The 22,889-nt window shown below is 69.4% G+C and carries 19 protein-coding genes; 11 read left to right on the top strand and 8 right to left on the bottom strand.

Translation table 11 applies throughout. The features are described from left to right. The first annotated feature begins 13 nt into the window (after positions 1 to 13). Positions 14 to 703, top strand: a complete 690-nt coding sequence (locus AB5J53_RS39625; protein WP_369250426.1) for a GntR family transcriptional regulator — start codon at positions 14 to 16, stop codon at positions 701 to 703. 27 nt (positions 704 to 730) lie between these two features. Here AB5J53_RS39625 and AB5J53_RS39620 read toward each other — a convergent pair whose 3' ends face one another. Then, entirely contained in the window at positions 731 to 1,525 is a 795-nt protein-coding gene (locus AB5J53_RS39620) for an acyl-CoA dehydrogenase family protein (protein WP_369250425.1), read from the bottom strand. Positions 1,526 to 1,729: 204 nt separating this feature from the next. Between AB5J53_RS39620 and AB5J53_RS39615 the strand changes: the two genes are divergently transcribed. Continuing rightward, a complete protein-coding gene (locus tag AB5J53_RS39615) occupies positions 1,730 to 2,422 on the top strand; it encodes a GntR family transcriptional regulator (protein WP_369250424.1) in 693 nt (230 codons plus the stop codon). A gap of 120 nt (positions 2,423 to 2,542) precedes the next feature. Here AB5J53_RS39615 and AB5J53_RS39610 read toward each other — a convergent pair whose 3' ends face one another. From AB5J53_RS39610 to AB5J53_RS39590, 5 genes are all read right to left on the bottom strand, one after another. Next, positions 2,543 to 3,094, bottom strand: coding sequence for a beta-class carbonic anhydrase (locus tag AB5J53_RS39610; RefSeq protein ID WP_369250423.1), 552 nt, complete (start codon positions 3,092 to 3,094; stop codon positions 2,543 to 2,545). Between the two features lie 130 nt (positions 3,095 to 3,224). Continuing rightward, complete coding sequence (locus AB5J53_RS39605) at positions 3,225 to 5,519, bottom strand: FdhF/YdeP family oxidoreductase (RefSeq protein WP_369250422.1); 2,295 nt, start codon at positions 5,517 to 5,519, stop codon at positions 3,225 to 3,227. 228 nt (positions 5,520 to 5,747) lie between these two features. Then, positions 5,748 to 6,980, bottom strand: coding sequence for a formyl-CoA transferase (frc, locus tag AB5J53_RS39600; RefSeq protein WP_369250421.1), 1,233 nt, complete (start codon positions 6,978 to 6,980; stop codon positions 5,748 to 5,750). A gap of 141 nt (positions 6,981 to 7,121) precedes the next feature. Next, positions 7,122 to 7,958 (bottom strand): DUF429 domain-containing protein, encoded by an 837-nt coding sequence (locus tag AB5J53_RS39595; RefSeq protein WP_369250420.1) that lies wholly within the window; start codon positions 7,956 to 7,958, stop codon positions 7,122 to 7,124. Positions 7,959 to 8,100: 142 nt separating this feature from the next. Continuing rightward, complete coding sequence (locus AB5J53_RS39590) at positions 8,101 to 8,862, bottom strand: SDR family oxidoreductase (RefSeq protein ID WP_369250419.1); 762 nt, start codon at positions 8,860 to 8,862, stop codon at positions 8,101 to 8,103. A 161-nt stretch (positions 8,863 to 9,023) separates the two neighbouring features. Between AB5J53_RS39590 and AB5J53_RS39585 the strand changes: the two genes are divergently transcribed. The 5 genes from AB5J53_RS39585 (at position 9,024) to AB5J53_RS39565 (ending at position 14,003) form a co-directional block, all read left to right on the top strand. Next, complete coding sequence (locus AB5J53_RS39585) at positions 9,024 to 9,863, top strand: helix-turn-helix transcriptional regulator (protein WP_369252749.1); 840 nt, start codon at positions 9,024 to 9,026, stop codon at positions 9,861 to 9,863. Between the two features lie 190 nt (positions 9,864 to 10,053). Further along, positions 10,054 to 10,989, top strand: a complete 936-nt coding sequence (locus tag AB5J53_RS39580; protein ID WP_369250418.1) for an ABC transporter ATP-binding protein — start codon at positions 10,054 to 10,056, stop codon at positions 10,987 to 10,989. Further along, on the top strand, positions 10,986 to 11,834 hold the full coding sequence (locus tag AB5J53_RS39575; protein WP_369250417.1) for an ABC transporter permease: 849 nt from the start codon (positions 10,986 to 10,988) through the stop codon (positions 11,832 to 11,834). Before AB5J53_RS39580 ends, AB5J53_RS39575 begins: the two co-directional genes overlap by 4 nt. A 160-nt stretch (positions 11,835 to 11,994) precedes the next feature. After that, a complete protein-coding gene (locus AB5J53_RS39570) occupies positions 11,995 to 13,329 on the top strand; it encodes a sensor histidine kinase (RefSeq protein WP_369250416.1) in 1,335 nt (444 codons plus the stop codon). Further along, positions 13,326 to 14,003, top strand: coding sequence for a response regulator (locus AB5J53_RS39565; RefSeq protein ID WP_369250415.1), 678 nt, complete (start codon positions 13,326 to 13,328; stop codon positions 14,001 to 14,003). The genes AB5J53_RS39570 and AB5J53_RS39565 overlap by 4 nt, the downstream gene beginning before the upstream one ends. A gap of 86 nt (positions 14,004 to 14,089) precedes the next feature. Here AB5J53_RS39565 and AB5J53_RS39560 read toward each other — a convergent pair whose 3' ends face one another. After that, a complete protein-coding gene (locus AB5J53_RS39560) occupies positions 14,090 to 15,535 on the bottom strand; it encodes a gamma-aminobutyraldehyde dehydrogenase (RefSeq protein ID WP_369250414.1) in 1,446 nt (481 codons plus the stop codon). Between the two features lie 774 nt (positions 15,536 to 16,309). Here AB5J53_RS39560 and AB5J53_RS39555 point away from each other — a divergent pair. Genes AB5J53_RS39555 through AB5J53_RS39540 form a run of 4 tightly spaced genes read left to right on the top strand, consistent with a single transcriptional unit; the run spans position 16,310 to position 20,215 of the window. Further along, positions 16,310 to 17,395, top strand: coding sequence for an extracellular solute-binding protein (locus AB5J53_RS39555; RefSeq protein ID WP_369250413.1), 1,086 nt, complete (start codon positions 16,310 to 16,312; stop codon positions 17,393 to 17,395). Next, positions 17,395 to 18,273, top strand: a complete 879-nt coding sequence (locus AB5J53_RS39550) for an ABC transporter permease (RefSeq protein ID WP_369250412.1) — start codon at positions 17,395 to 17,397, stop codon at positions 18,271 to 18,273. The genes AB5J53_RS39555 and AB5J53_RS39550 overlap by 1 nt, the downstream gene beginning before the upstream one ends. Before the next feature lie 10 nt (positions 18,274 to 18,283). Then, positions 18,284 to 19,090 (top strand): ABC transporter permease, encoded by an 807-nt coding sequence (locus tag AB5J53_RS39545; RefSeq protein WP_369250411.1) that lies wholly within the window; start codon positions 18,284 to 18,286, stop codon positions 19,088 to 19,090. A 3-nt stretch (positions 19,091 to 19,093) separates the two neighbouring features. Next, on the top strand, positions 19,094 to 20,215 hold the full coding sequence (locus tag AB5J53_RS39540) for an ABC transporter ATP-binding protein (protein WP_369250410.1): 1,122 nt from the start codon (positions 19,094 to 19,096) through the stop codon (positions 20,213 to 20,215). A gap of 42 nt (positions 20,216 to 20,257) precedes the next feature. Here AB5J53_RS39540 and AB5J53_RS39535 read toward each other — a convergent pair whose 3' ends face one another. Next, the gene (locus AB5J53_RS39535; RefSeq protein ID WP_369250409.1) at positions 20,258 to 22,588 is read right to left on the bottom strand and encodes a LuxR C-terminal-related transcriptional regulator; all 2,331 of its coding nucleotides are present in this window, start codon (positions 22,586 to 22,588) and stop codon (positions 20,258 to 20,260) included. Positions 22,589 to 22,889 lie beyond the last annotated feature (301 nt).

Here is a 22,889-nt window from a genome sequence, read left to right as displayed (position 1 = left end):
GAACGGGGCAACCATGCGCGAGGCACTCACGGCCGCCGCGGCCCGGCGCGTCACCCGCCCGGCACCACTGCGCCAGGCCGTGTACGACGCCCTGACCGAGCTGATCGTCAGCGGCTCCCTCAAGCCCGGCCAGCACCTGGTCGAGGCCGAGCTCGCCGAACACCTCGGCGTCAGCCGTCAGCCGGTGCGCGAAGCGCTGCAGCGGCTGCAGACCGCCGGCTGGGTGGACCTGCGCCCCGCCCAGGGCGCCTTCGTCCACTCCCCCACCGAAGAAGAGGCCGCCCAGCTCCTCGGCGTCCGCTCGGTACTGGAGACCTATTCGGCCCAGCTCGCCGCCCAGCACGCGAAGCCCGAGGACATCGAACGCCTCTGGGAGTTGCAGAAGGACGGCGTCGACGCTCTCGCCGAGGGCGACGTCGAACGCCTGGTCGCGGCCAACACCGCTCTGCACGCCTTCGTCACCTCCGTGGCCGACAACGCCGTACTGGCCGAACTGATCTCGCAGGTGGGCCAGAAGGTCCGCTGGTACTACACGCCCATCGCCAAACCCCGCGGCAAGGAAGCCTGGAACGAGCACAGCCAGCTCATCAAGGCCATCGCCAAGGGCGACGCGGACCGCGCGGGCGAGGTCATGCGCAAGCACACCGAGCGCACGACCGACTTCTACCGCAAGCAGATCGCCGCCGGGTCGAGCCAGGGCTGACCGCACGGGCCGTCGTCCGGGCCCGGTTCAGGACGAGGCGAGGGAATCGGCGGGGCGCCGAGCGGACCCGACGTCGACAGCCGGCGGACGGAGGGCCTCGACGCCGGCGGCGGCCCGCAGTTCGAGCAGCCACGGCAGGACGGTGCGCAGCACGATGTCGAGTCCGCCGCCGTCGCCGCCGAGCATCGCGTCGGCGGGAACGAGCACCGGGTCGGCGAACACCGTGGACGTCCCACTGCCGTACGGCCCCGCCCCGCCGGGCCGCGCCGGGACGAACAGGTCCGGGGCGTGCGCCGGAACCACCCAGAGCGTCAGGCCGTCCGGTGCGGCGAGCGGCTGGGAGGACCACACGTAACTGTCGGCCTCTCCCGCCGCGACCACCTGGTGTTTGCGGGCGCGCAGGGCGACCACGTCACCGGAGCGGGCGGCAAGGGAGCGCGACACCAGGAGCTGAGCCTCCACCCCCTGCTCGCCGGTGCCGTCCTCCACCAGAGCGAGGCTGCTGAGATGACGTCCGGCGGCGATCTCGCCGCGCACCCAGGGACTGCCGTACGACTCGAGGACGGCGACCGCCGTGTAGTGGGACTGGAGCACGGCTGCCGTCGCCGGGCAGACGCGCGCCGTCAGCGCCACCACCTCGACGGCTTCCGGCAGACCCCTTCCGCCACCGCCGAATTCGGTGGAGACGGTGAGTCCCAGCAGCCCGGAACGGCCGAGGGCCGTCACGGCTTCGCGGGGGAACTTGCCCTTCTTGCCGGTCGCTTCGGCCGAGGGCGCGATGACACTGGTCAGGACTTCGGAGAGAGCGGTGCGGTACGACACGGGGTGACCCCCTCGGGAGCGGTTGCCGGTGCAACGATGATTGCATACAGTATTCTGCATCCCTTTCTCGGCGCCAGAGGTGCGGCTGGGTAATTTCCGCGAACTTCGCGGCGCAGGCCACACGCCCGAGTGGCTATTGCATACTAAACTCAGTATCCCGAAGCCGAGGGTTTGGCGTCAGCAGTCGAACGAGGGAGAGGGCCCATGCCCGAGACACCCACCGTGGCAGCCCGCGGCCCGATCATCCGGCCCGCCCCGCTGCGTCAGGCCGTCTACGACGCCCTGACCGAACTGATCATCAACGGCTCCCTCAAACCCGGCCAGCACCTGGTCGAGGCCGAGCTCGCCGAAAGACTCGGCGTCAGCCGCCAGCCGATACGCGAAGCGCTCCAACGGCTCCACACGGCCGGCTGGGTCGATCTGCGCCCCGCACAGGGCGCCTTCGTCCACTCCCCCACCACGGAGGAATGCGCCCAGCTCCTCAGCGTCAGGGCCCTTCTCGAAACCCACTCCGCGCGCGGCGCCGCCCAACACGCCACTCCCCACGATGTGGCCCAGCTGTGGGAACTGCAGGAGACGGGCCTCACCGCCCTCGCGGCGGGCGACGCCCGGGCCATCGTGGAGGCGAACGCCGCCCTCCACGCCCACATCACCCACCTCTCCCGCAACACGGTCCTCGCCGAGCTCATCCCCCAGGTGGACCGACGCGTGCGCTGGTACTACATGCCCATCGCCAGACCCCGCGGCAAGGACGCCTGGAGCGAGCACGCCCGGATCATCGAGGCCATCGCCGACGGCGACCCCGACCGCGCCGAAGAGCTCATGCGCCGGCACACCAGCAACACCACCGACTTCTACTGCAAGCAGATCGCCGCGGTGGCCGGCCGCGGCGTCTGATCACGGGGCGCGACTCGGGGGCGCCTGGCCACGGAGACAGTGAGCCCAGGCGCCCGACTACGGAGACAGAGACTCCGCCCTCGACTGGAGAGACAGGGCGCCGGCGCCCGAAAACGGCGCTCAGGACCGCGGGTCGATCTCCCTCAGCAGCCCCGTCGACACGTCGAAGACAAAGCCGCGTACGTCGTCGGTGTGCGGGAGGAACGGCGAGGTGCGCACCCGTTGCATCGACTGGCGTACGTCCTGGTCGACGTCCGCGAAAGCCTCCACCGCCCAGGCGGGCCGCTGGCCGACCTCCATCTCGAGTTCGTGCCGGAAGCCCTCGGTCAGGCTCTGCAGGCCGCAGCCGGTGTGGTGGATGAGTATGACGCTGCGGGTGCCCAGCGCGCGCTGACTGATCGTCAGGGAGCGGATCGTGTCGTCGGTGACCACACCGCCCGCGTTGCGGACGGTGTGACAGTCGCCCAACTCCAGGCCGAGTGCGGCGTGCAGGTCGATGCGGGCGTCCATGCAGGCCACGACGGCCACCCGCTGGACAGGGCGGGCGTCCATGCCGGGGTCGACGAATCCGGCGGCATAGGCGCGGTTGGACTCCACGAGACGGTCGATGACCGTCTCGGAGCCGGGCGCGCTGCGGGTGGGCTGGACGAAACGGGTTACTGGTGTCGACATGCTGGGCTACCTCACTCCGGTCGAGTTCGAACCGCCTGCCGGGCATGGAGATGCATACAGTATGGGGTAGTCAGTATTCTCGGTGTCGCTCGACACGTTGTCCAGGGTCCACGCAGGGCTTTCCCCTGCATCAGCCCACAGCGACGGCGGGCTCCAGGCGGACCACGACACCCTTCGACGTAGGCGTGTTGCTGATGTCGGCCACGCTGTCCAACGGCACCAGGACGTTGGTCTCGGGGTAATAGGCCGCGGCGGAACCGGGAGTGGTGGGATAGGCGACCACCCGGAACTTCTCCGCGCGGCGCTCCACACCGTCACGCCAGACACTCACCAGGTCCACCTCGCCGCGGTCGGCGAGCCCGAGTGCCTCCAGGTCGGCGGGGTTCACGAGCACCACCCGGCGGGCGTTGTGGATGCCCCGGTAGCGGTCGTTCATGGCGTACGGAACGGTGTTCCACTGGTCGTGCGAGCGCAGGGTCTGCAAGAGGAGATGGCCCTTGGGGACGTGCGGCATCTCGAAGTCGTTGCGGGTGAAGACGGCCTTGCCGCTCGGGGTCGGGAACACCCCCTCGTTGACCGGGTTGGACAGCCGGAAGCCGCCCGGCCGGGCCACCCGGGCGTTGAAGTCCTCGAAGCCCGGCACGACCCGGGAGATACGGTCCCGGATCGTTCCGTAATCCGCCTCGAACTTCTCCCAGGGGATGGACGGGTGGTCGCCGAGGGTCCGCCGGGCCAGCCGCGAGATGATCGCGACTTCGCTGAGCAGGTACGGGGAGGCCGGATGCAGGCGGCCGCGCGAGGCGTGCACCTCGCTCATGGAGTCCTCGACGGTGATGAACTGCTCCCCGCCCGCCTGGATGTCGCGGTCGCTGCGGCCGAGCGTCGGCAGGATCAGCGCGGTCTCGCCGCAGACGGTGTGGGAGCGGTTCAGCTTGGTGGAGATGTGCGCGGTGAGCCGGCACCGCCGCATGGCCCGTTCGGTGACGTCGCTGTCGGGCGTGGCCCGGATGAAGTTTCCCGCGACTCCGACGAAGACCTTGGCGTCGCCGTCGCGCATGGCCCGGATGGCGTCCACCGAGTCCAGGCCGTGCCGGGTGGGCGGGGTGAAGGCGAACTCACGCTCCAGGGCGTCCAGGAAGCTCTGCGGCATCCGCTCCCAGATGCCCATGGTCCGGTCGCCCTGCACATTGCTGTGGCCGCGCACCGGGCAGACGCCGGCCCCGGGCCTGCCGATATTGCCGCGCAGCATGAGGAAGTTGACGACCTCACGGATGGTGGGGACGGCGTGCTTGTGCTGCGTCAGCCCCATCGCCCAGCAGACGATGATCTTCTCGCTCCGCAGCACCCGCTCGCCCACGGCCTCGATCTCTTCGCGGGTCAGCCCGGTGGCGTCGAGGATGTCGTCCCAGGAGGCCTTGCGGGCCTGCTCGACGAAGTCCTCGAAGCCCGTCGTGTACGCCTCGATGAACCCGTGGTCCAGCACCGCTCCCGGGCTGGCGTCCTCGGCCTCCAGCAACAGCAGGTTCAGCGCCTGGAAGAGCGCGAGGTCGCCACCGGGGCGGATCTGCAGGAACTGGTCGGCGATGGGGGTGCCGCGCCCGACGATTCCGCGGGCCTTCTGCGGATGCTTGAACCGCATCAGCCCGGCCTCGGGCAGCGGGTTCACGGCGACGATGTGGCCGCCGTTGCGCTTGGTCTCCTCCAGGGCGGAGAGCATCCGCGGATGATTGGTCCCCGGGTTCTGGCCCACCACGAATATCAGGTCGGAGTGGTGGATGTCGTCCAGGCTCACGCTGCCCTTGCCGATGCCCAGCGTCTCCTGCAGTGCCGAGCCGCTGGACTCGTGGCACATGTTGCTGCAGTCGGGCAGGTTGTTCGTGCCGTAGGCCCGGGCGAAGAGCTGGAGGAGGAAGGCGGCCTCGTTGTTGAGCCTGCCCGAGGTGTAGAAGAGGGCCTCGTCGGGCGAGTCGAGCCGGCGCAGTTCCTCGGCGATCAGGGCGAGCGCGTCGTCCCAGCCGATCGGCTCGTAGTGGTCCGCACCGGGCCGCTTGACCATGGGTTCGGTCAGCCGGCCCTGCTGGTTGAGCCAGTAGTCGGACTTCTCGCCGAGCTCCGAGACGGAGTGCTCCCGGAAGAAGTCCGCGGTGACCCGGCGCGAGGTCGCCTCGTCGTTGATGTGCTTGGCGCCGTTCTCGCAGTACTCGTTCTTCGCCCGGTGGCCCGGAGCTGGTTCCGGCCAAGCGCAGCCGGGGCAGTCGAAGCCCTTGGTCTGGTTGATGTTCAGCAGGGTCAGCGCCGTCCGCCGGACCGACGTCTGGCCGAGCGAGTACTGCATGGCGTGCGTCACCGCGGGCAGTCCGGTCGCCCAGGTCTTGGGCGGGGTGACCTCCAGACGGTCGTCCGCCGGGTCTTCGATGTTGCTCATGATCTGGCCTGTGCCTTTCTACCGCTCCCGCGCGTACGACGGATCCGGCGCCGCGGCCGCTCGGAGATCAGCTTCGGACAGGCCGTGAGAGGTAGTCAAAGAGAGAACAACTTCCATGTGATAAACGCCGCCTATCAAGCGGTGGGTGGGGAAACGCAAGCCGTCCCGGGCGCGGCGGCTGACGCCGGGCCCGGGACGGAGTGCAGGTGCGGCACCAGCCGCCGTCGATCAGATCACTCCCTGCGCCTTCAGCAACGGCAACTCGTCGTGGGAGAGGCCGAGTTCGCCGAGGAAGATCTCTTCGTTGTGTTCGCCGAGCAGCGGGGACCGCTCGATCTCGACCGGGGAATCGGACAGTTTCAGCGGGTTGCCGACCGTGACGTACGTTCCGCGCTCGGGGTGCTCGACCTCGACAACGATCTCGTTGGCGACCAGTGATTCGTCCTCGATGATCTCTTTGGTGGACAGGACGGGACCACAGGGGATGTTGTGGTCGTTGAGCTTCTCCAGCACCTGCCACTTGGTGAGAGTGCTGGTCCACTCCTCGATGAGCTGGAACATCTTGCCGAGCTTGGGCAGCCGGGCTTCGGGGGTGGCCCACTCTGGGTCGTCGGCCAGCTCGGGCCGGCCCAGGAGTTCAGCGATCGGCTTCCAGCCGACGGGCTGCACGATGACGTAGACATAGTCGTTCGGGCCGCCCGGTGCGCACCTGACCGCCCAGCCGGGCTGACCGCCGCCGGACGCGTTGCCCGACCTGGGAACCTCGTCGCCGAAGTCCTCGTTCGGGAACTCGGCGAGCGGACCGTGCGCGAGCCGCTGCTGATCCCGCAGCTTCACCCGGCAGAGGTTGAGCACAGCATGCTGCATGGCCACGTTGACCCGCTGACCACGCCCGGTGTTCTCCCGCTGGAACAGCGCCGCGAGAATCCCCGCCACCGCGTGGATGCCCGTGCCCGAGTCCCCGATCTGGGCTCCGGTCGCCAGTGGTGGTCCGTCCTCGAAGCCGGTGGTCGACATGGACCCGCCCATGGCCTGTGCGACGACCTCGTACGCCTTGAAGTTGGTGTAGGGGCCGTCGCCGAAACCCTTGATGGAGGCGTAGACGATACGGGGGTTGATCTCGCGGATGCGGTCCCAGGTGAAGCCCATGCGGTCGACCGCGCCCGGGGCGAAGTTCTCGACCATGACGTCGCAGCGGCGGATCAGCTCGGTGAGGATCTGCTTGCCGCGCTCGGTCTTGGTGTTGAGGGTGATGCTCCGCTTGTTGCTGTTGAGCATCGTGAAGTAGAGGGAGTCGACGTCCGGGATGTCCCGCAGCTGCTTGCGGGTGATGTCACCGGTCGGCGCCTCCAGCTTGACCACATCGGCGCCGAGCCACGCGAGGATCTGCGTCGCGGACGGGCCGGACTGCACATGCGTCATATCGAGGACGCGCACGCCCTCAAGAGCCTTCGTCATCATCGCCACCTCACGTATACGTAGCCGCCGTGATCTGAGTCCCTCGATCCATACTGTAGATTGCATACCGTATGGAGTTGCTCTCATGGTTGCGGCAGACGCAAAGGATGTCCAGGGGGCGCCTGGAAGATTTCGCCTCCGCCCTCACTCAGCCGTTCGGTCACGCCGCTGCTCGGGGCGGGCGGGCGCGATGATGGTCGCGGCGGCCCCCGAAGGTGCGAGGCTCTCCTCGCCCAGGACCTGGCAGCGCGCCAGTCCGTGGCGCGACCACAGCGCCGCTGTCCACGCGCACAGCAACGCGTCGACGAGGTCCTCGCGGTGTTTGTACTCTCCCGACGCCATAGGCGTGGGCTCATCCATCAGCCGGCCCGACACCGGGTGGGAGGCGAGCACGAGGGGCGGATCGGCTGTGGCCAGGGCCGCCATGCGCGCGATCAGCCGGTCGCACTCCTGCGCGCGCACCGCTCGCCACTGGGCCTGCGGGACGCGCGCGGGCCGGCGCTTGTACGTGGGGCGCTCCCGGTCGTAGCCCAACTCGGCCGCTCCGACCAGGGTCGTGTACGGGTAGCACTCGGAGAGGACCGAGCCGCCCGTCGGTGGTCCGGCCCTGCCGTCGTCGTACACCCAGCCCGTCGCCCGCAAGCTTTCACGCAGGAGCACCCCCGCCAGACGGGGAGAGCTCTGGTTGGTGCTGTTCGCGCTCACCTTCCAGCGTCCGTACCGTCGGCCGACCTCCCGCTCGCACGGCCGCTGGCCGGTCGGGTTGTCGACGACCAGGGGCGCGTCGACGAAGCACAGGGACGCTCCGTCCGCGGCCACCTCGCCGAGCCAGGACATCGTCTCCTCGAGCCCGCGGGTCCAGCCGCAGTCGATCACCTCGCCGGATCCGTCGATGACGGCGACGCCCGTCTCATTCGGTCTGGTTCGGGGTCCACCCGCCGCCCATGCGAGGTCGATACCGATGAACCGCTCAATCGCCATGCATCGGTAGTACCAGAGAAGGCGGCAGTACCGGAGAAGTGCGGTCGGCAGCGATGAGGCCGACCGTTCGCACCGCGTATGCGGCGGCGCTCCCGCGCCTTGGTCGCGGGAGCGCCGCCGTGTCGGCCCGTGCCACCAGATGTCACGCCTGTCGCGTCGGCAGCACGATCGCCTGGCGGAGGTTCACATGGCGGGCGCGGCTCGTCGTGTACGCGATCAGGTCCGCGATGTCGTCCGCCGTCAGGCCGATCAGGGCGTCGAACATGCCGTCCAGTTGGCCGGACAGCTCAGCGTTGTCGATGTGGGCGCCCAGCTCCGTGTCCGTGAGACCCGGCTCGATGTTGGTGACGCGGACGTCGCGCGGGCCCAGCTCCGTGCGCAGGGACTGCGACAGGTGCGTCAGCGCGGCCTTCGTCGCGCCGTACACCGCGTAGTTGGGGAACGCGATGTGCGCGCCGATCGAGGAGATGTTCACCAGGTCCGCCGTCCGGCCTGCCGCCGCCACCGCGATCAGGTCCGGCGTAAACGCGCGGATGACGCGCAGCGCGCCGGCCACGTTCGTGTCCAGCATGCGCTGCCACTCGTCGGCACGGCCCTCGGTGATCGGGTTCGGCAGCATCACGCCCGCCGCGTTGACCACCAGGTCGACCTCTCCGTACGCGGTGTGCACCCGCGACGCCGCCGCGTCCACGGAGGCCTGGTCGGTGACGTCGGCCGCGACCGCGAGGGCCTGCCCGCCGTCCGCCACGATCTTGGCGGCCAGCTCCGTCAGCCGCTCGGCCCGGCGGGCGAGCAGCGCCACCCGCACGCCGTGCGAGGCGAGCAGCCGGGCGGTGGCCTCGCCCATACCGCTGGCGGCTCCGGTGACGACGGCGGTGCGTCCGGTGAGGGTGTCGTACGGCATGAGGAACTCCTGGGTCGGTGGTTGTCACCGGGCCTGTCCTGGCGACGACCACCACCCTGTGCCCGGCCGCCGCCCTTACCCAGGGCTGAGGTTTTCCTGGGTCCGGCAGTACCAGGATCGGATCGGGCCCGGCACCTAGGATTTCGTCCATGGACATATCCATGGACGGGGAACTCGGCGACTTCCTGCGCTCGCGGCGCGCCCGCATCCAGCCCGAAGAGGTCGGGTTGCCCGGCCACGGCAGGCGGCGGGTGCCGGGGCTGCGCCGTGAGGAGGTCGCCCAGCTCGCGGGTGTCAGCGTCGACTACTACATCCGCCTCGAACAGGGCCGCGGTCCCTCCGTCTCGGATGCCGTACTCGACGCCATCGGGCGCGTCCTGCGCCTCGACGACACCGAGCAGGAGTATCTGCGTACGGTGGCCCGACCCGCCGCCACCGCCCGCCGCAAGTCCGCAGCAGGGCCCACCCAGAAGGTCCGCCCCGGTCTGCGTCTCCTTCTCGACACGATGGAGAAGGCTCCCGCGTTCGTGCTCGGCCGCCGTATGGACGTGCTCGCGTGGAACGCCCTGGGTGACGCCGTCGTCGGGTTCTCGCGGATGCCGCCCAAGGAGCGGAACATGCCGCGCCAGGTGTTCCTCAACCCGCAGGCGCGCGAGCTGTACCCCGACTGGCCCGCGGTGGCCGCCGAGACGGTCGCCCATCTGCGCCTGGACGCGGGGAACCATCCACAGGACAGACAACTGGCCACGCTGGTGGGCGAGTTGTCGCTGGGGAGCGAGGACTTCCGCCGGCTGTGGGCGGACCACCAGGTCAAGGAGAAGACGTACGGGGCGAAGCGCATGACGCACCCCGTGGTGGGCGAACTCATCATGCCGTACGAGACGTTGACGGTGTCCGGAGAGCCGGACCAGATGTTGGTGGTCTACACGCCGGAGCCGGGTTCGCAGACGGAGGAGCGCTTGAGGCTCCTGGCCAGCTGGGCGGCGACCCCGGCGGTCTGACGGAGCGGCGCCGCCCTGCGGAGGTACGGCGTGCCTCGGGGGGCGCCGCGCCCGGCCCGAGTGGTACCGGAGTACTACCGACTTCCCTTCATTGACCCCTCGGGTACGACGGATCCCGGCCCTCGGCCTCATAACGTGGCAGGTGAGGAAGCCAGGTGGGGTCCGGCCCCCCGAACGCGAGGGAAGATCGATGATCGAGGCACATCAGCTGACGAAGCGGTACGGCGAGAAGACGGCGGTCGACCAGCTGGACTTCGTCGTCAAGCCCGGCACGGTCACCGGCTTCCTGGGCCCGAACGGCGCGGGCAAGTCCACCACCATGCGGATGATCGTCGGGCTGGACGCGCCGTCCAGTGGCAGTGTGTCCGTCAACGGCAGGCGTTACGCGCAGCACAGCGCGCCGCTGCAGGAGGTCGGCGCGCTGCTGGAGGCCAAGTCGATCCATCCGGGCCGGTCCGCGTTCGATCACCTGATGGCGCAGGCCCACACCCACGGCATTCCGCGCAGCCGGGTGGAGGAGGTCATCGAGCTGACCGGGCTGCAGTCCGTGGCCAAGAAGCGCGCGGGCGCGTTCTCCCTCGGGATGGGCCAGCGGCTGGGCATCGCTGCGGCGCTCCTCGGCGACCCGGCCACCATCATGCTCGACGAGCCGGTCAACGGTCTCGACCCCGAGGGCGTGCTGTGGATCCGCAACCTGCTGACCGCCCTCGCGGCGGACGGCCGTACCGTCTTCGTCTCCTCGCATCTGATGAGTGAGATGGCGCTGGTCGCCGACCACCTGATCGTCGTCGGACGCGGCCGCCTGCTGGCCGACACCACCGTGCAGGACCTGATCCGCACGGCCGGCGGTGACACGGTGACCGTGGCGTCCGACCAGCCCGCCCGGCTGCGCGAGGTGCTGGCCGGCCCCGGCGTCGAGATCACCGGCGAGGTCGGCTCCGAGGAGCTGCACGTGACCGGCCTGTCCGCTCGTGCCATCGGCTTCAAGGCCGCCGAGTACGGCATCCCCCTGTTCGAGCTCAGCTCCAGGACCGTCTCTCTGGAGCAGGCGTTCATGGACCTGACCCGCGACGCCGTCGAGTACCACGCCACCGCCACCGTCGAGGCCCCTGGGAGGGTCGCATGAGCACCATGACCGTGACCGACAGCTCCGCGCCCGCGCCGGTGGGGACGCCGCGTCCGCAGTACAAGGTCACCGGGCGTCGCGTCCTGCGCTCCGAGTGGGCCAAACTGTGCTCCCTGCGCTCCACCTGGATCACCCTGGGTCTGGGCCTGCTGTTCCTGATCGCGTTCGGCGTGATCGCCGCCGCGCATTACAAGTCCGAGCTCAACTCCGGTCGTCCCCTGCGCCCGGACGACGCCGGGGCCACCGCGCTCAGCCTCTCCCTGTTCGGCACAAACTTCGCGCAACTGGCCCTCGGTGTGCTGGGCGTGCTGGTCACCGCAGGTGAGTACTCCACCGGCATGATCCGCTCTACGCTGGCCGCGGTCCCGCGCCGCCTTCCGGTGCTGTGGTCCAAGGCGGCGGTGTTCGGCCTGGTCGCGCTGGCCGTGGCCACCCTCGGCGCCTTCATCGCGTTCCCGATCGCAGGCGGCATCCTCTCCGGCACGTCCGCGGACCTCACGCTCTCCGACTCCGGTGTCGTACGAAGCCTGCTGGGCGCCGGTCTCTACCTCGGCCTGGTCGGCGTGATCGGCACCGCCCTGGGCGCGCTGCTCCGCTCGGTCGCCGGCGGCATCGCGGTGCTGGTCGCCACGCTGATGCTGGTCCCCGGTCTGATCTCGCTGCTGCCGACCTCGTGGCAGGACAACATCAGCCCGTACCTGCCCAGCAACGCGGGCGAGTCGATGTTCGCACTCACCCACGACTCGACGGCCCTGTCCCCCACCGCCGGGCTCCTGGTCTTCCTCGTCTGGACGGCGCTCGCGCTGGCCGGCGCCGCCTACCGACTCGTACGCACCGATGCCTGACGCCTGACGCGTACTGTCCTCGCGACCGGCGCGGTGACACGGCGCGGCACCCGGCCGGGTCACCTGGCCGGGTGCCGCGCCGGTCGGCCGCTCCGTCGCAACCGCGCGGACGGCCCCACAATGGACAGGTGACCCCCATGAGCCCGGACCAGTGACACCCATGAGCATCGACGACACCGCCCACCTGGGGGTACTTCCCGACCCGCCGTCCGCGGAGGCGGACCTCCCGTGGAATCACCCCCTGGCCAGTGGGCTCTCCCGCCTCGGCCGATGGCTCAAGCAGGGCGACCGGAACCACCCGTGGATCCTGGACGCGGCTGTGATCGCTGTCGTGGTGCTGATGTTCTGCGTGCCGGACCTGGTGCACGACCACGACCACGAACGACGTGCCGTCGACATCAGCTTCACTCACCTGTCCTGGCCGGGGACACTCGCGCTGCAGGCCGGACTGGTGTTGCCCCTGCTGTGGCGGCGCAGAAGGCCGTCGCTCGCCTTCGCCGTGATCGCCGCGGTGTTCTTCCTGCAGCTGGCCCTGGGAGTCTGGCTGCGCGCCGACGTCGCCCTGCTGATCGCCCTCTACAGCCTGGTGCTGCACGGACAGCTCCGGCGGCTGCCCGTGGCCTGCGCCGTCACCGCCGGCGCCCTGGGTCTGCTCGCTCTGCGGCTGCCGCCCGAAGTATCCGTCCTGGACGCGCTGTTCTTCCTGTTCAGCACCATCACCGCGGCGGTCGCGCTCGGTCTGGCGGTACGGATCCGGCGCGCCCAGCTCGCCGTCCTGCGCGACCGCGCGACCCGCCTGGAGATCGAACGCGACCAGCGCAGCAAGCTGGCCGCCGCCGCCGAACGCACCCGGGTGGCCCGCGAGATGCACGACATCGTCGGCCACAACCTCTCCGTCATCATCACGCTCGCGGACGGTGGCGCGTACGCGACCGATCGCGCCCCCGAACGCGGCAAGCAGGCGCTGGTCCTCATCGGTGACACCGGACGGCAGGCGCTGGGTGAGCTGCGTCGCATGCTGGGCGTCCTGCGCGAGCAGACCCAGACCCCCGCCGCCCCCGAGCTCAGCCCGCAGCCCGGCATCGCGGACATCGACGCCCTGTGCGCCCGGATCCGCGCCGCCGGCCCACAGGTCCTCTACCGCACCGGCGGCGAGCTGGACACCTTGGACCGCGGCGTCCAGCTGACCGTTTACCGCATAGTCCAGGAGGCCCTCACCAACGCCCTCAAGCACGCGGGCCACGACACGCGCGTCGACCTGAAGGTGAGCGTCGAGGACACGCGGCTGCACATCGACGTCCACGACACCGGCCGGGCCGGCGCGACCGTGCGGCCCGGACCGCCCCACGACGAAGGACACGGACTCGCCGGCATGAGAGAACGCGCAGCCCTCTACAACGGGACCGTCACCGCGGGCCCCGTCTCCGGCGGCGGCTGGACGGTGCGGGCGACCCTCGACCTCACCCCGCCTGCCGACCTGGGCGGTGTCGCGTGACCACCGTGCTCATCGTGGACGACCAGCCATTGCAACGCCTCGGCTTCCGCATGCTCCTGGAGAGCACCCCCGACACCGAGGTCGTCGGCGAGGCGGCCCACGGCAGCGACGCCGTCCGCAAGGCCGCCGAACTCCGCCCGGACGTGATCCTCATGGACGTACGGATGCCCGGGATGGACGGCATCGAGGCCACCCGCCGCATCGTCGCCTCCGGTGACCGCTCCCGCGTCCTCATCCTGACCACCTTCGACCTGGACGAGTACGCCCACGCGGCGCTGCGCGCAGGAGCCAGTGGCTTCCTCCTCAAGGACGCCCACCCGGAAGAACTCCTGGCCGGGATCCGCGCGGTCGCGGGCGGCGACGCCGTCATCGCCCCCACCCTGACCCGCCGCCTCCTGGACGCCTACGCCCGCCACCTCCCCCACGAGTCGTCGAGCCGCAAGGCCGCCGACGACCCCAGGGTGCAGGCCCTGACCGAACGCGAGTACGAAATCCTGGTCGCCATCGGCCAGGGCTGGAGCAACCGCGAGATCGCCGAGCGCCTGGTCGTGGCGGAATCGACGGTGAAGACCCACGTGGGCCGGGTGCTGGCGAAGGTGGGAGCGCGGGATCGGATCCAGGCCGTGATCCTGGCGTATGACCTGGGGCTGACGCGGCCGAACGCTCCCGAGTAGCGCGACGATGAGGACGCTGACGGCCGACGGCTTTCAGCGTGTAAGGGCGCAGCCCCCGGAAGGTCGGGCACCGCGTACCAAGCACCTCACAGTGATGTCATGACGTGCTTGATCCGCGTGTAGTCCTCGAAGCCGTACGCCGAAAGATCCTTGCCGTAGCCGGACTTCTTGTAGCCGCCGTGTGGCATCTCGGCGACCAGGATCATGTGGGTGTTGATCCATACGCAGCCGAAGTCGAGGCGCTTGGACATGCGCATCGCGCGGGCGTGGTCCTTCGTCCAGACCGAGGAGGCGAGTGCGTAGTCGACGCCGTTGGCCCACTCCACGGCCTGGTCCTCGTCGGTGAAGGACTGGACGGTGATGACCGGGCCGAAGACCTCGTTCTGGATGATCTCGTCGTCCTGCTCGAGGCCCGAGACGACGGTCGGCGCGAAGAAGTAGCCGATCTCACCGACCCGGTGGCCACCCGCCTCGACCTTGGCGTGCGAGGGGAGCCGGTCGACGAAGCCGCTCACCTGGGCGAGCTGGTTGACGTTGTTGAGTGGGCCGAAGAGGACGCCCTCCTCGTCGATGCCACCGGTCTTGATGTCGGCGGCGGCCTTGGCCAGCGCCACGACGAACTCATCGTGAATGGACTCGTGGACGAGGACGCGGGTGGCGGCCGTGCAGTCCTGGCCGGCGTTGAAGAAGCCCGCCGTCGTGATGCCCTCGACGGCCTGCTCGATGTCCGCGTCGCCGAAGACGACCACGGGTGCCTTGCCGCCGAGCTCCAGGTGGACGCGCTTGACGTCCTTGGCGGCGCTCTCGGCGACCTGGATTCCGGCGCGTACGGAACCGGTGATGGCGGCCATGGCCGGAACCGGGTGCTCGACCATGAGCTGGCCTGTGGTCCGGTCGCCGCACACGACATTGAGCACACCGGCGGGCAGATCCAGCTCCCTCAGTACGTCGCCGACGATCCCGGCGAGCAGCACCGTGGACGCGGGGGTGGTGTCCGAGGGCTTGAGGACCACGGTGTTGCCCGCGGCGATCGCCGGTGCGAACTTCCACACGGCCGTCATCATGGGGTAGTTCCAGGGCGCGACCTGCGCGCAGACACCGATCGGCTCTCGCCGGATGATGGAGGTCAGGCCCTCCGTGTACTCCCCTGCCGCCTTGCCCTCCAGCAGGCGCGCCGCGCCCGCGAAGAAGCGCAGCTGGTCGACCATGGGAACGATCTCTTCGGTCCTGGTCACGGCGCGCGGCTTGCCGGTGTCGCGGCACTCCGCCTCGACCAGCTCCTCAGCGTGTGCCTCGACGGCGTCCGCGATCTTCAGGAGCAGTTTCTGCCGGGTACTGGGGGTGGAGTCGCGCCACACAGGAAAGGCCGCCGCTGCGACTGCCATCGCCGTGTCCACGTCCGCCGTCCCCGAGAGCGGTGAACTCGCGTACACCTCACCGGTGGTGGGGTCGACGACCGGCAGCGTGCGACCGTCCTTCGCGTCGACGAATTCGCCGTCGATGTAATTGCGCAGCGTAAGGATTTCGCTCACGACGTTCCGTGCTCCTCGTGGCTTGAGAATCGTAGGGATACAAGAGATCTGCTGGGAGGCCGGCTTGAGGTCGGCGATGACGCAGCGCCCCAGGGGTGGAGGGCGGCCGTGGGATTGCGTTCCGGTCGTGCCGGGTGAGAGGGCCGACCCGAACGGCGCGGAATTGGCGACTTCCGCGCCGGCGGGCCACGCCTGAGGGACAGCAGCTGAGGCACGGATGACCTGACCAGGCCTGGTCTCCGTTCCAGGCCAGTGACGCTATCCGCGACCCGAACAGCCAAGAAGTGGCGGATTCATCCATAGTCCCGACGCCGTATGGATGATCTGCACACCAGCGAGGGTTCATGCGGTCCGGGTAGGGCAAGGCGACATCTGTCTCCTGGACATGGGCGCGCCCACCGGGAAATCACTCATTGACGCCCAGAGGACATGTCCCTACTGTTGCGCCACGCGGTCGCCGGGCTGAGGCAGACCGCGTGTACCGGATCGTTCCCTTTTCCGCGGATCGCCTGATCGTGATGGCGGATGCGAACGGGTTCCGGAATGTAATGGCCGTTGGCGACGGCTATGGGCTCCCCAGGTCACATTTCGGCCTGATCGTTCATGACACACATCGCAGATTCCCCTGTTCGCCCCTTTGGTGCTGATTCCTGCCGCACCCCGTTTTCACCACGCCCCGCACCTGTCATCGGTGCGCTCCGACGCGGGGCCCTCGTGTTCCAAGTCGTTTCCAAGAAAGGCATGGCCACAATGAACGAGCAGTCAGACAGAAGCATGAGCCGCCGGTCGGTCCTGCGGGCGGCCGGAGCCTCCGCGCTGGCGGCGCCCCTGGCGGGGAGTCTGCTCACCGCGTGCAGCACCAAGTCGACCCCGTCGGCCAAACCGAACACGACTGTGACCGTCACCTCGTACGGCGGCTCATACAACGACCAGCTGACAAAGACCCTGCTCAAGCCGTTCGAGAAGAAGTCGGGTGTGCGTCCGTCGCTGCTGGCCAACACCAGCCTCGCCGGGCTCAAGGCCCAGGTCCAGTCCGGCGATGTCCAGTGGGATCTGGTGGAGTTGACGGCACCGGAATACCTCCAGGCCGTCGACGAGGGGCTGTTGGAGAAGCTGGACTACGGCGTCATCAGCGACAAGGGGCTGCCCGCCTATGCGAAGGCCGACTACGGCATCAAGTATCTGAGCTTCCTTTTCGTGATGGCCTGGGACCAAAAGCACATCCCCGATGTGCAAGCACCCAAGAATTGGGAGCAGTTCCTGGACCAGGGGCGCTACAAGGGCAAGCGATCCGTCTACTCGCAGTTGTCCGACAGCTCGATCCTGGAGGCGGCACGGCTCGCGGCGGGCGTGCCGTTCGACAAGATCTACCCCCTCGACGTCGATGCCGCCCTCACATACCTGGCCCAGCACCCCGGGCGGGACGGGCTGATCTACCACACGGCCAATCAGGAGCCGATCCAGCAGCTGACCTCGGGCGAGGTCGCGCTCTCGACCAGCTTCAACAACCGGATCAGCGCCGCCCGCAAGGACGGGGCAAGGCTCAACTTCACCGCCAACAACAGTGTCGTCGCCGGCGACTACTTCGTGGTCCCCAAGGGCGCCAGGAACAAGGAGGCGGCCTTCCGGCTCCTGGACTTCATGAGCAACGACGCCGCGGCCGGCGCCGACTTCATCCAGACCACCAACCTCACCCTGGCCAACACCCCGGCCCTGGCCAAGCTGCCCTCCTCGGTGGCCGATTCCCTGCCCACCAGCCCCAAGCTGGCGGGCTCCATCCTGGTGCGCGACGACGCCTGGTGGGCCAAGAACCTCAAGGCGACCGAGCAGCGCTTCAAGCTGTGGCAGGCGGGCAGCTGATGACGTCCACCGTCACACCTGCCGCGGCGTCCGCTTCCGCCGGCGCCGATGCGCCGCGGCGGCGGCGCCCGCGCGGCACGTGGTTGCTGCTGCTCGCACCCGTACTCGCCTTCGACGCCGTACTCTTCCTGACGCCTCTCGGCAAACTTGTCGCGGCGAGCACCCACGGGGACGCCTACCAGCGCGTGCTCAAGGACCCTCTGGTGTCGCGGTCGCTGCTCAACACCTTTGAGATCAGCGCGCTGTCGACGCTCGCCACGGTCGTGCTCGGCTACCTGCTGGCCGTGGTGATCTGGCGGCGCGGGCCGCTGGCCCGGGTCATTCTCTTCGCTCTGGTGCTGCTGCCCTTCTGGACGGGCGTCCTGGTGAAGAACTTCGCCTGGGCGGTCCTGCTGCAGGACAACGGCCTGGTGAACACCGCACTGCAGGGGCTCGGTATCACCGATGCCCCGGTGGCCCTGCTCCACAACCGTTTCGCCGTGGTGGTCGGCATGGTGCACTACCTGCTGCCGTACGCCGTCTTCCCGATCTTCGCGGCCCTTGCCGCGATCGACGACCGGCTCGAACTGGCTGCGCGGTCGCTGGGGGCGGGCGAGGCGTCGATCTTCCGCCGGATCATCCTGCCGCTGACCGTGCCGGGCGTCTCCGCTGCCGGCCTGCTGGTGTTCATCATCAGCACGGGATTCTTCATCACGCCCGTCGTGCTCGGCGGTCCCGGCGACATGATGATCGCCAATCAGATCGATTTCTACGCAAGGCAGTTGACCGATTTCGCCGGTGCGTCGGCGCTCGCGCTGCTGCTGACCGTCATCGTCAGCGTGTTTGTCGCGATATACCAGCGGATCCTTCGTGCAGGAGGCGAATATGAGGCCGGCTAGACCTCGACATGTGTCCTCGCTGATCGCCTCGGTGCCGGTTTTCGTCTTCCTGGTCGTACCGACGCTGATCGTGCTGCCGATGGCGTTCACCGGCAGCCGCTACATCACCTTTCCACCCCAGCAGTTGTCCACCGAGGCGGTCACCGGATTCTTCAGCGACCAGGCGTGGATGTCGGCCCTGTCCGCCAGCCTCCAGGCGGCCGGTGTCGCGGTGGCGATCGCGGTACTGCTCGGCGGGACGGCCGCGGTGGCGCTGCACGGGCGTACGTTTCCCGGGAAGGCGGCGATCACAGGCCTGCTGCTGGCACCGATGATCGTGCCCGCGGTGGTGCTGGCTCTGGCGTTCTACCAGTTCTTCATCTCCGTCGGCATGGTGGGGACGGTCCTGCCGATCGGCCTCGCCCATGCCGTGATCGCCGTGCCGTACGCCTTCCTCACCGTGCGGGCCAGCCTCGCCGGGCTGAACCCGGCGCTGGTCCGCTCGGCGAGCAGCCTGGGCGCGGGAGCGTTCTCCGTCATGCGGTTCGTCTATCTCCCGGTCATCCGGCCGGGGCTGATCGCGGGGGCCCTGTTCGCCTTCTCGGTGTCCATCGACGAGACGGTCATAGCGCTGTTCCTGCAGTCCCCGAACGCGACGACGCTGCCGGTGAAGATGTTCACCGACATCCAGTACAACCTGACCCCGAAGATCGCCGTGTCCTCGGCGATGCTCGTCACCGTCGCCACCCTCGGTCTGCTCGTACAGGTCTGCTTCACCATCCGCCGCCGCTCCGTCGCGCGGCTGCTCCCCTTGACCGCCCCCGAACAGACAGGGTGATCCATGACGACCACGACCACACAGCAGACATCCGCCTCGGCTCCCCACGAGGAGCGGCGTGGCGCCATCGAGCTGCGGGGCGTCCGCAAGATGTACGGGCATGTCGCCGCCGTCGATGATCTCGATCTGTCCGTCGAACCCGGCGAGTTCGTCACCTTGCTCGGGCCGAGCGGTTCGGGCAAGACCACGACGATGATGATGGTCGCCGGCTTCGAGGAACTCACCTCCGGCACCGTGCTGATCGACGGCGAACCGGTGGACCGGCTGCCTCCCAAGGACCGCAACCTCGGCGTCGTCTTCCAGAGTTACGCCCTGTTCCCGCACATGAGCGCCGCCGAGAACGTCGAGTTCCCGCTGCGCATGCGAGGGATCCAGCGCGGCGAGCGGCGGGGGCGCGCGGAAGAGGCACTCGCCCGCGTCGGTCTGGCCGGGCTCGGCGACCGTCGTCCGCGCCAGATGTCCGGCGGCCAGCAGCAGCGCGTCGCGCTCGCCCGCGCCCTGGTGTTCAACCCCGCCGCCCTTCTCCTGGACGAGCCGATGGGCGCCCTGGACAAGCGGCTGCGTGAGCAGATGCAGGACGAGGTCAAGACACTGCAGCAATCGCTCGGTATCTCCGTCCTGTTCGTCACCCATGACCAGGACGAGGCCATGTCCATGTCCGACAGGATCGTGGTCATGCGCGACGGCAGGATCGTGCAGGAGGGCGCCCCCGAGGACGTGTACGCACATCCGCGTACCGACTGGGTGGCCAACTTCCTCGGCGACACCAACCTGCTGCCCTGCACGGTGCTCGAACGGGGGGACGGCGAGGCCGTCGTCGACCTCGGCGCATGGGGAGTCGGCCGGGTACGCGACCGCGGGGCCAAGGGCGACGCGTACGCGGTCTCCATCCGCCCCGAGCATCTGCGGTTCGTCGACGCCGACCGCACCGAGAACCGCGGCTCCGGCCGGGTGCTGTCGTCCACCAGCCTCGGCGCCACGATCCGCCACCGGCTGCACGTGAGCGGCCAGGACGTGGTCATGCGCGAACTCGGCACGGGCTCGCGCGCGACGGGCATCCTCGACAGCGAAGTGACGGTCGGCTGGTCCCCGGAGGAGGCTCAGCTGCTCGTCCTGGAACCCTGAGGGCCGCTGGGCCGGGGCGCTTCGAGGTGATTTTGCAGCGGGTCACCTGGGCCCATCGCGGAACTCATCGCAACGAGATGCGCCCGTCCGTGGCCGTGCGGCCACCCACAAGGCGATCTGCGTGCGAGATCGTACGCCCAGCTTGTCGCGGACCTTGTCCAGATGCGTGGCAACCGTACGTATCGACAGACCGAGCCGGTCCGCGATCTGCCGGTTGGTCAGTCCGTCGGCGACCAGTTCGGCCACCATGAACTCCCTTGCGGTGAGCGTGGACCGGTCGTCGACGAGCTGTACCGCGTCCGTCGCCGTTCGGTGGTCACCGCGCCCGTTCCGCAGGGCGTACGCGACAAGCCGATCCCCGAGCAGCCGGTGACCGCCGCTGACGGCCGCCTCCCGCGCGGCCGGCGACAGCCGCTTTCGCGCACGAGTCGCCGTCTGCTCCACCTGGCGTCGCCATGGAGCCTCGGGCTCGGTGTCCAACCGGCGGCGTGCCTGCACAGCCGCCTCGTAAAGCCGTAAGGCTCGCTGCAGGTCGCCACTCTCGGCGGCCACGAGTGCCAGGCCCTCAATGGGGTACAGAGCGTGGAAACTTGCTTCGGGGACGATCCGCAGCACTTCGGTGAACAGAGCCTCGGCACTTTCCAGTCGGCCCAGAGCCAGCCGCACGGCGCCTGCGGTGTGCAGAGCGGCCGCGACCCGGCTCCACGGCGCGTGCTGCCTGAGCACCGGCAGGCAGCGGGACATGAGCGCGTCGGCCTCGAGTTCGTGACCGGCTTGGAGCAGCGCCCACGCCAGATGATGCGTGCACCATGCCGTGTCGTGCGGATTGCCGAGCGCGGCGACGATGTCCAGGCACTCGCGCAGGTCCGCAACGGCGGCGGCGAATTCGCCGCGGCACAGCCGTGCCGCGGCCCGCGCGTCCAGGGCGTTGGCAAGGCCGGCGGGGTGGTTGCGGGTGCGCTCCATGTCGACCGCCTGCTCGCCCAGGCGCAGTGCTTGCGCCAGGTCGGCCTGCTGGCATGCCACGCGCGCGGCGAGCGCCGGCACCGCACCACCGAGCGCCCGGCCGTCGGCTTCCCGCAGCAGCCCGCTCAGCAGCGAACGGGCGGCCGACGGCTGCTCCTGCTGGAAGTGGACCCGAGCCAGTTCCAGCGTCAGCCGCAGGTGGGAGGAGCCGTCGCGGCCGGTCGTGCAGGCCAGGGCCACCGCGAGATTGTCCCGTTCCACGGTCAGGGGGCCGCCGGCCTGGTCGGCGAACACCTCGTCGCCCACCCCGTCCGCCAGCCCGATCAGCCACTCGATGGCCCGTTCCCGAGTGGTGTGCAGCTCGCCGGATGCGTGCAGGCGCTCCATCGCGTAGACACGGATCGCGCCCAACTGTCTGAATCGCGCGGGCTGCGCGTCTCCTGGCACACGTGCGATGAGGGACTTGGCCTCAAGCGCGCACAGGACGCGGAGTATCTGCCGCGGTGCGATGCCGTCGGCGGCGCAGACCGCCTGCGCCGCAGCGGTGTCGAAGCCACCGACGAGGACCGCGAGGCGCCGGAAGACGGCCTGCTCCGCCGGATCAAGCAGCCGATGGCTCCAGTCGATCGCAGCGGCCAGTCCCCGGTGGCGCGGCGGCCCGATTCTGCTTCCGTCGGTCAGAAGAGACAGCTGGTCGTCCAGTCCGGCCAGGATGTCATTCAGTGGAAGGGTGCCGACCCGGCGAGCCGCCAGTTCGATGGCGAGTGTCAGGCCGTCCAGTCGGCGGCAGATCTCGGCAACGGCCCGGCCATTGCCGCGGCGGAGCGTGAATCCGGGTGCGCAACTTGTGGCACGTTCGACGAACAGCCGGACGGCATCCGATCGCAGCAGGGCTATCGGATCCTCCCCGGCGTCAGCCGGCGGCAGGGACAGCTCGCCGACCCTGAACACGATCTCGCCGGGTACCCGCAGGGCCTCCCGGCTCGTGGCCAGGATCCGTAGCCGAGGGCAGCGGCCGAGGAGGGCCGCGGTCAGTCGGGCACACGGCTCGGCCAGATGCTCGCAATTGTCCAGAATCAAAAGCCGGGAAGCGTCGCCGATCGCGCGGACCAGAACGTCGAGGCCGGATTGCCCCGCCCCTTCACCCACGGCCAGCGCGGCGGCCACAGACTGCGCGAGCAAGGCGCCGTCCTGCAGCGAGTCGAGTTCGACCAGGTCGACCTGTCCGTCGCGGCCGGGCAGTCCCTTGGCGAACTCCAGCGCCAGGCGCGTCTTTCCGACGCCGCCGACACCGGTCAGGGTGACCAACCGCGAGGTCCTCGGCAGGGTGCGCAAGCTCGACAGTTCCTGCTGTCGGCCGACAAAGGAGTCGAGCGCCCGTGGCAGGTCGCGGCCCTGGGCGATCAAGGAGACAGCGGTCGACGCGGCAGGTGAGGCAGGTGACGCGGTTGACAGGGGCCGGCGGGAATCCCCGCGCGCCGCCCGTTGCCTGAGCGCCCGTTGTCTGCACGCGTTGGAGCAGTAGCGAGCCGGGCGACCGCCGTGCGGTCTCGGGGTCAGCGCTGCGCCGCACACCTCGCACGTTCGACTCCGGCTCATCCTCGATTCCTGGCCGCACATTCCAGGGACGAAACCATCGCGTCCATCTGCGTGTCCCTTCGCGCGCGCACGGCGGCCGTTGACGACACACCAGCGGTAGCCGGGACCT

The sequence above is a fragment of the Streptomyces sp. R41 genome (assembly GCF_041053055.1).
In the GTDB taxonomy this organism is placed as follows: Bacteria; Actinomycetota; Actinomycetes; order Streptomycetales; family Streptomycetaceae; genus Streptomyces.
The sequence above is the reverse complement of the archived record's forward strand: the minus strand, read 5'-3'. Positions and strand labels throughout refer to the sequence as shown.

Coding starts and splice junctions, on each gene's coding strand:
- AB5J53_RS39585 (WP_369252749.1), top strand. CDS start 9,024: ATGGACGGGGAACTCGGCGACTTCCTGCGCTCGCGGCGCGCCCGCATC.
- AB5J53_RS39575 (WP_369250417.1), top strand. CDS start 10,986: ATGAGCACCATGACCGTGACCGACAGCTCCGCGCCCGCGCCGGTGGGG.
- AB5J53_RS39580 (WP_369250418.1), top strand. CDS start 10,054: ATGATCGAGGCACATCAGCTGACGAAGCGGTACGGCGAGAAGACGGCG.
- AB5J53_RS39590 (WP_369250419.1), bottom strand. CDS start 8,862: ATGCCGTACGACACCCTCACCGGACGCACCGCCGTCGTCACCGGAGCC.
- AB5J53_RS39610 (WP_369250423.1), bottom strand. CDS start 3,094: ATGTCGACACCAGTAACCCGTTTCGTCCAGCCCACCCGCAGCGCGCCC.
- AB5J53_RS39550 (WP_369250412.1), top strand. CDS start 17,395: ATGACGTCCACCGTCACACCTGCCGCGGCGTCCGCTTCCGCCGGCGCC.
- AB5J53_RS39595 (WP_369250420.1), bottom strand. CDS start 7,958: ATGGCGATTGAGCGGTTCATCGGTATCGACCTCGCATGGGCGGCGGGT.
- AB5J53_RS39615 (WP_369250424.1), top strand. CDS start 1,730: ATGCCCGAGACACCCACCGTGGCAGCCCGCGGCCCGATCATCCGGCCC.
- frc (WP_369250421.1), bottom strand. CDS start 6,980: ATGATGACGAAGGCTCTTGAGGGCGTGCGCGTCCTCGATATGACGCAT.
- AB5J53_RS39605 (WP_369250422.1), bottom strand. CDS start 5,519: ATGAGCAACATCGAAGACCCGGCGGACGACCGTCTGGAGGTCACCCCG.
- AB5J53_RS39625 (WP_369250426.1), top strand. CDS start 14: ATGCGCGAGGCACTCACGGCCGCCGCGGCCCGGCGCGTCACCCGCCCG.
- AB5J53_RS39555 (WP_369250413.1), top strand. CDS start 16,310: ATGAGCCGCCGGTCGGTCCTGCGGGCGGCCGGAGCCTCCGCGCTGGCG.
- AB5J53_RS39570 (WP_369250416.1), top strand. CDS start 11,995: ATGAGCATCGACGACACCGCCCACCTGGGGGTACTTCCCGACCCGCCG.
- AB5J53_RS39540 (WP_369250410.1), top strand. CDS start 19,094: ATGACGACCACGACCACACAGCAGACATCCGCCTCGGCTCCCCACGAG.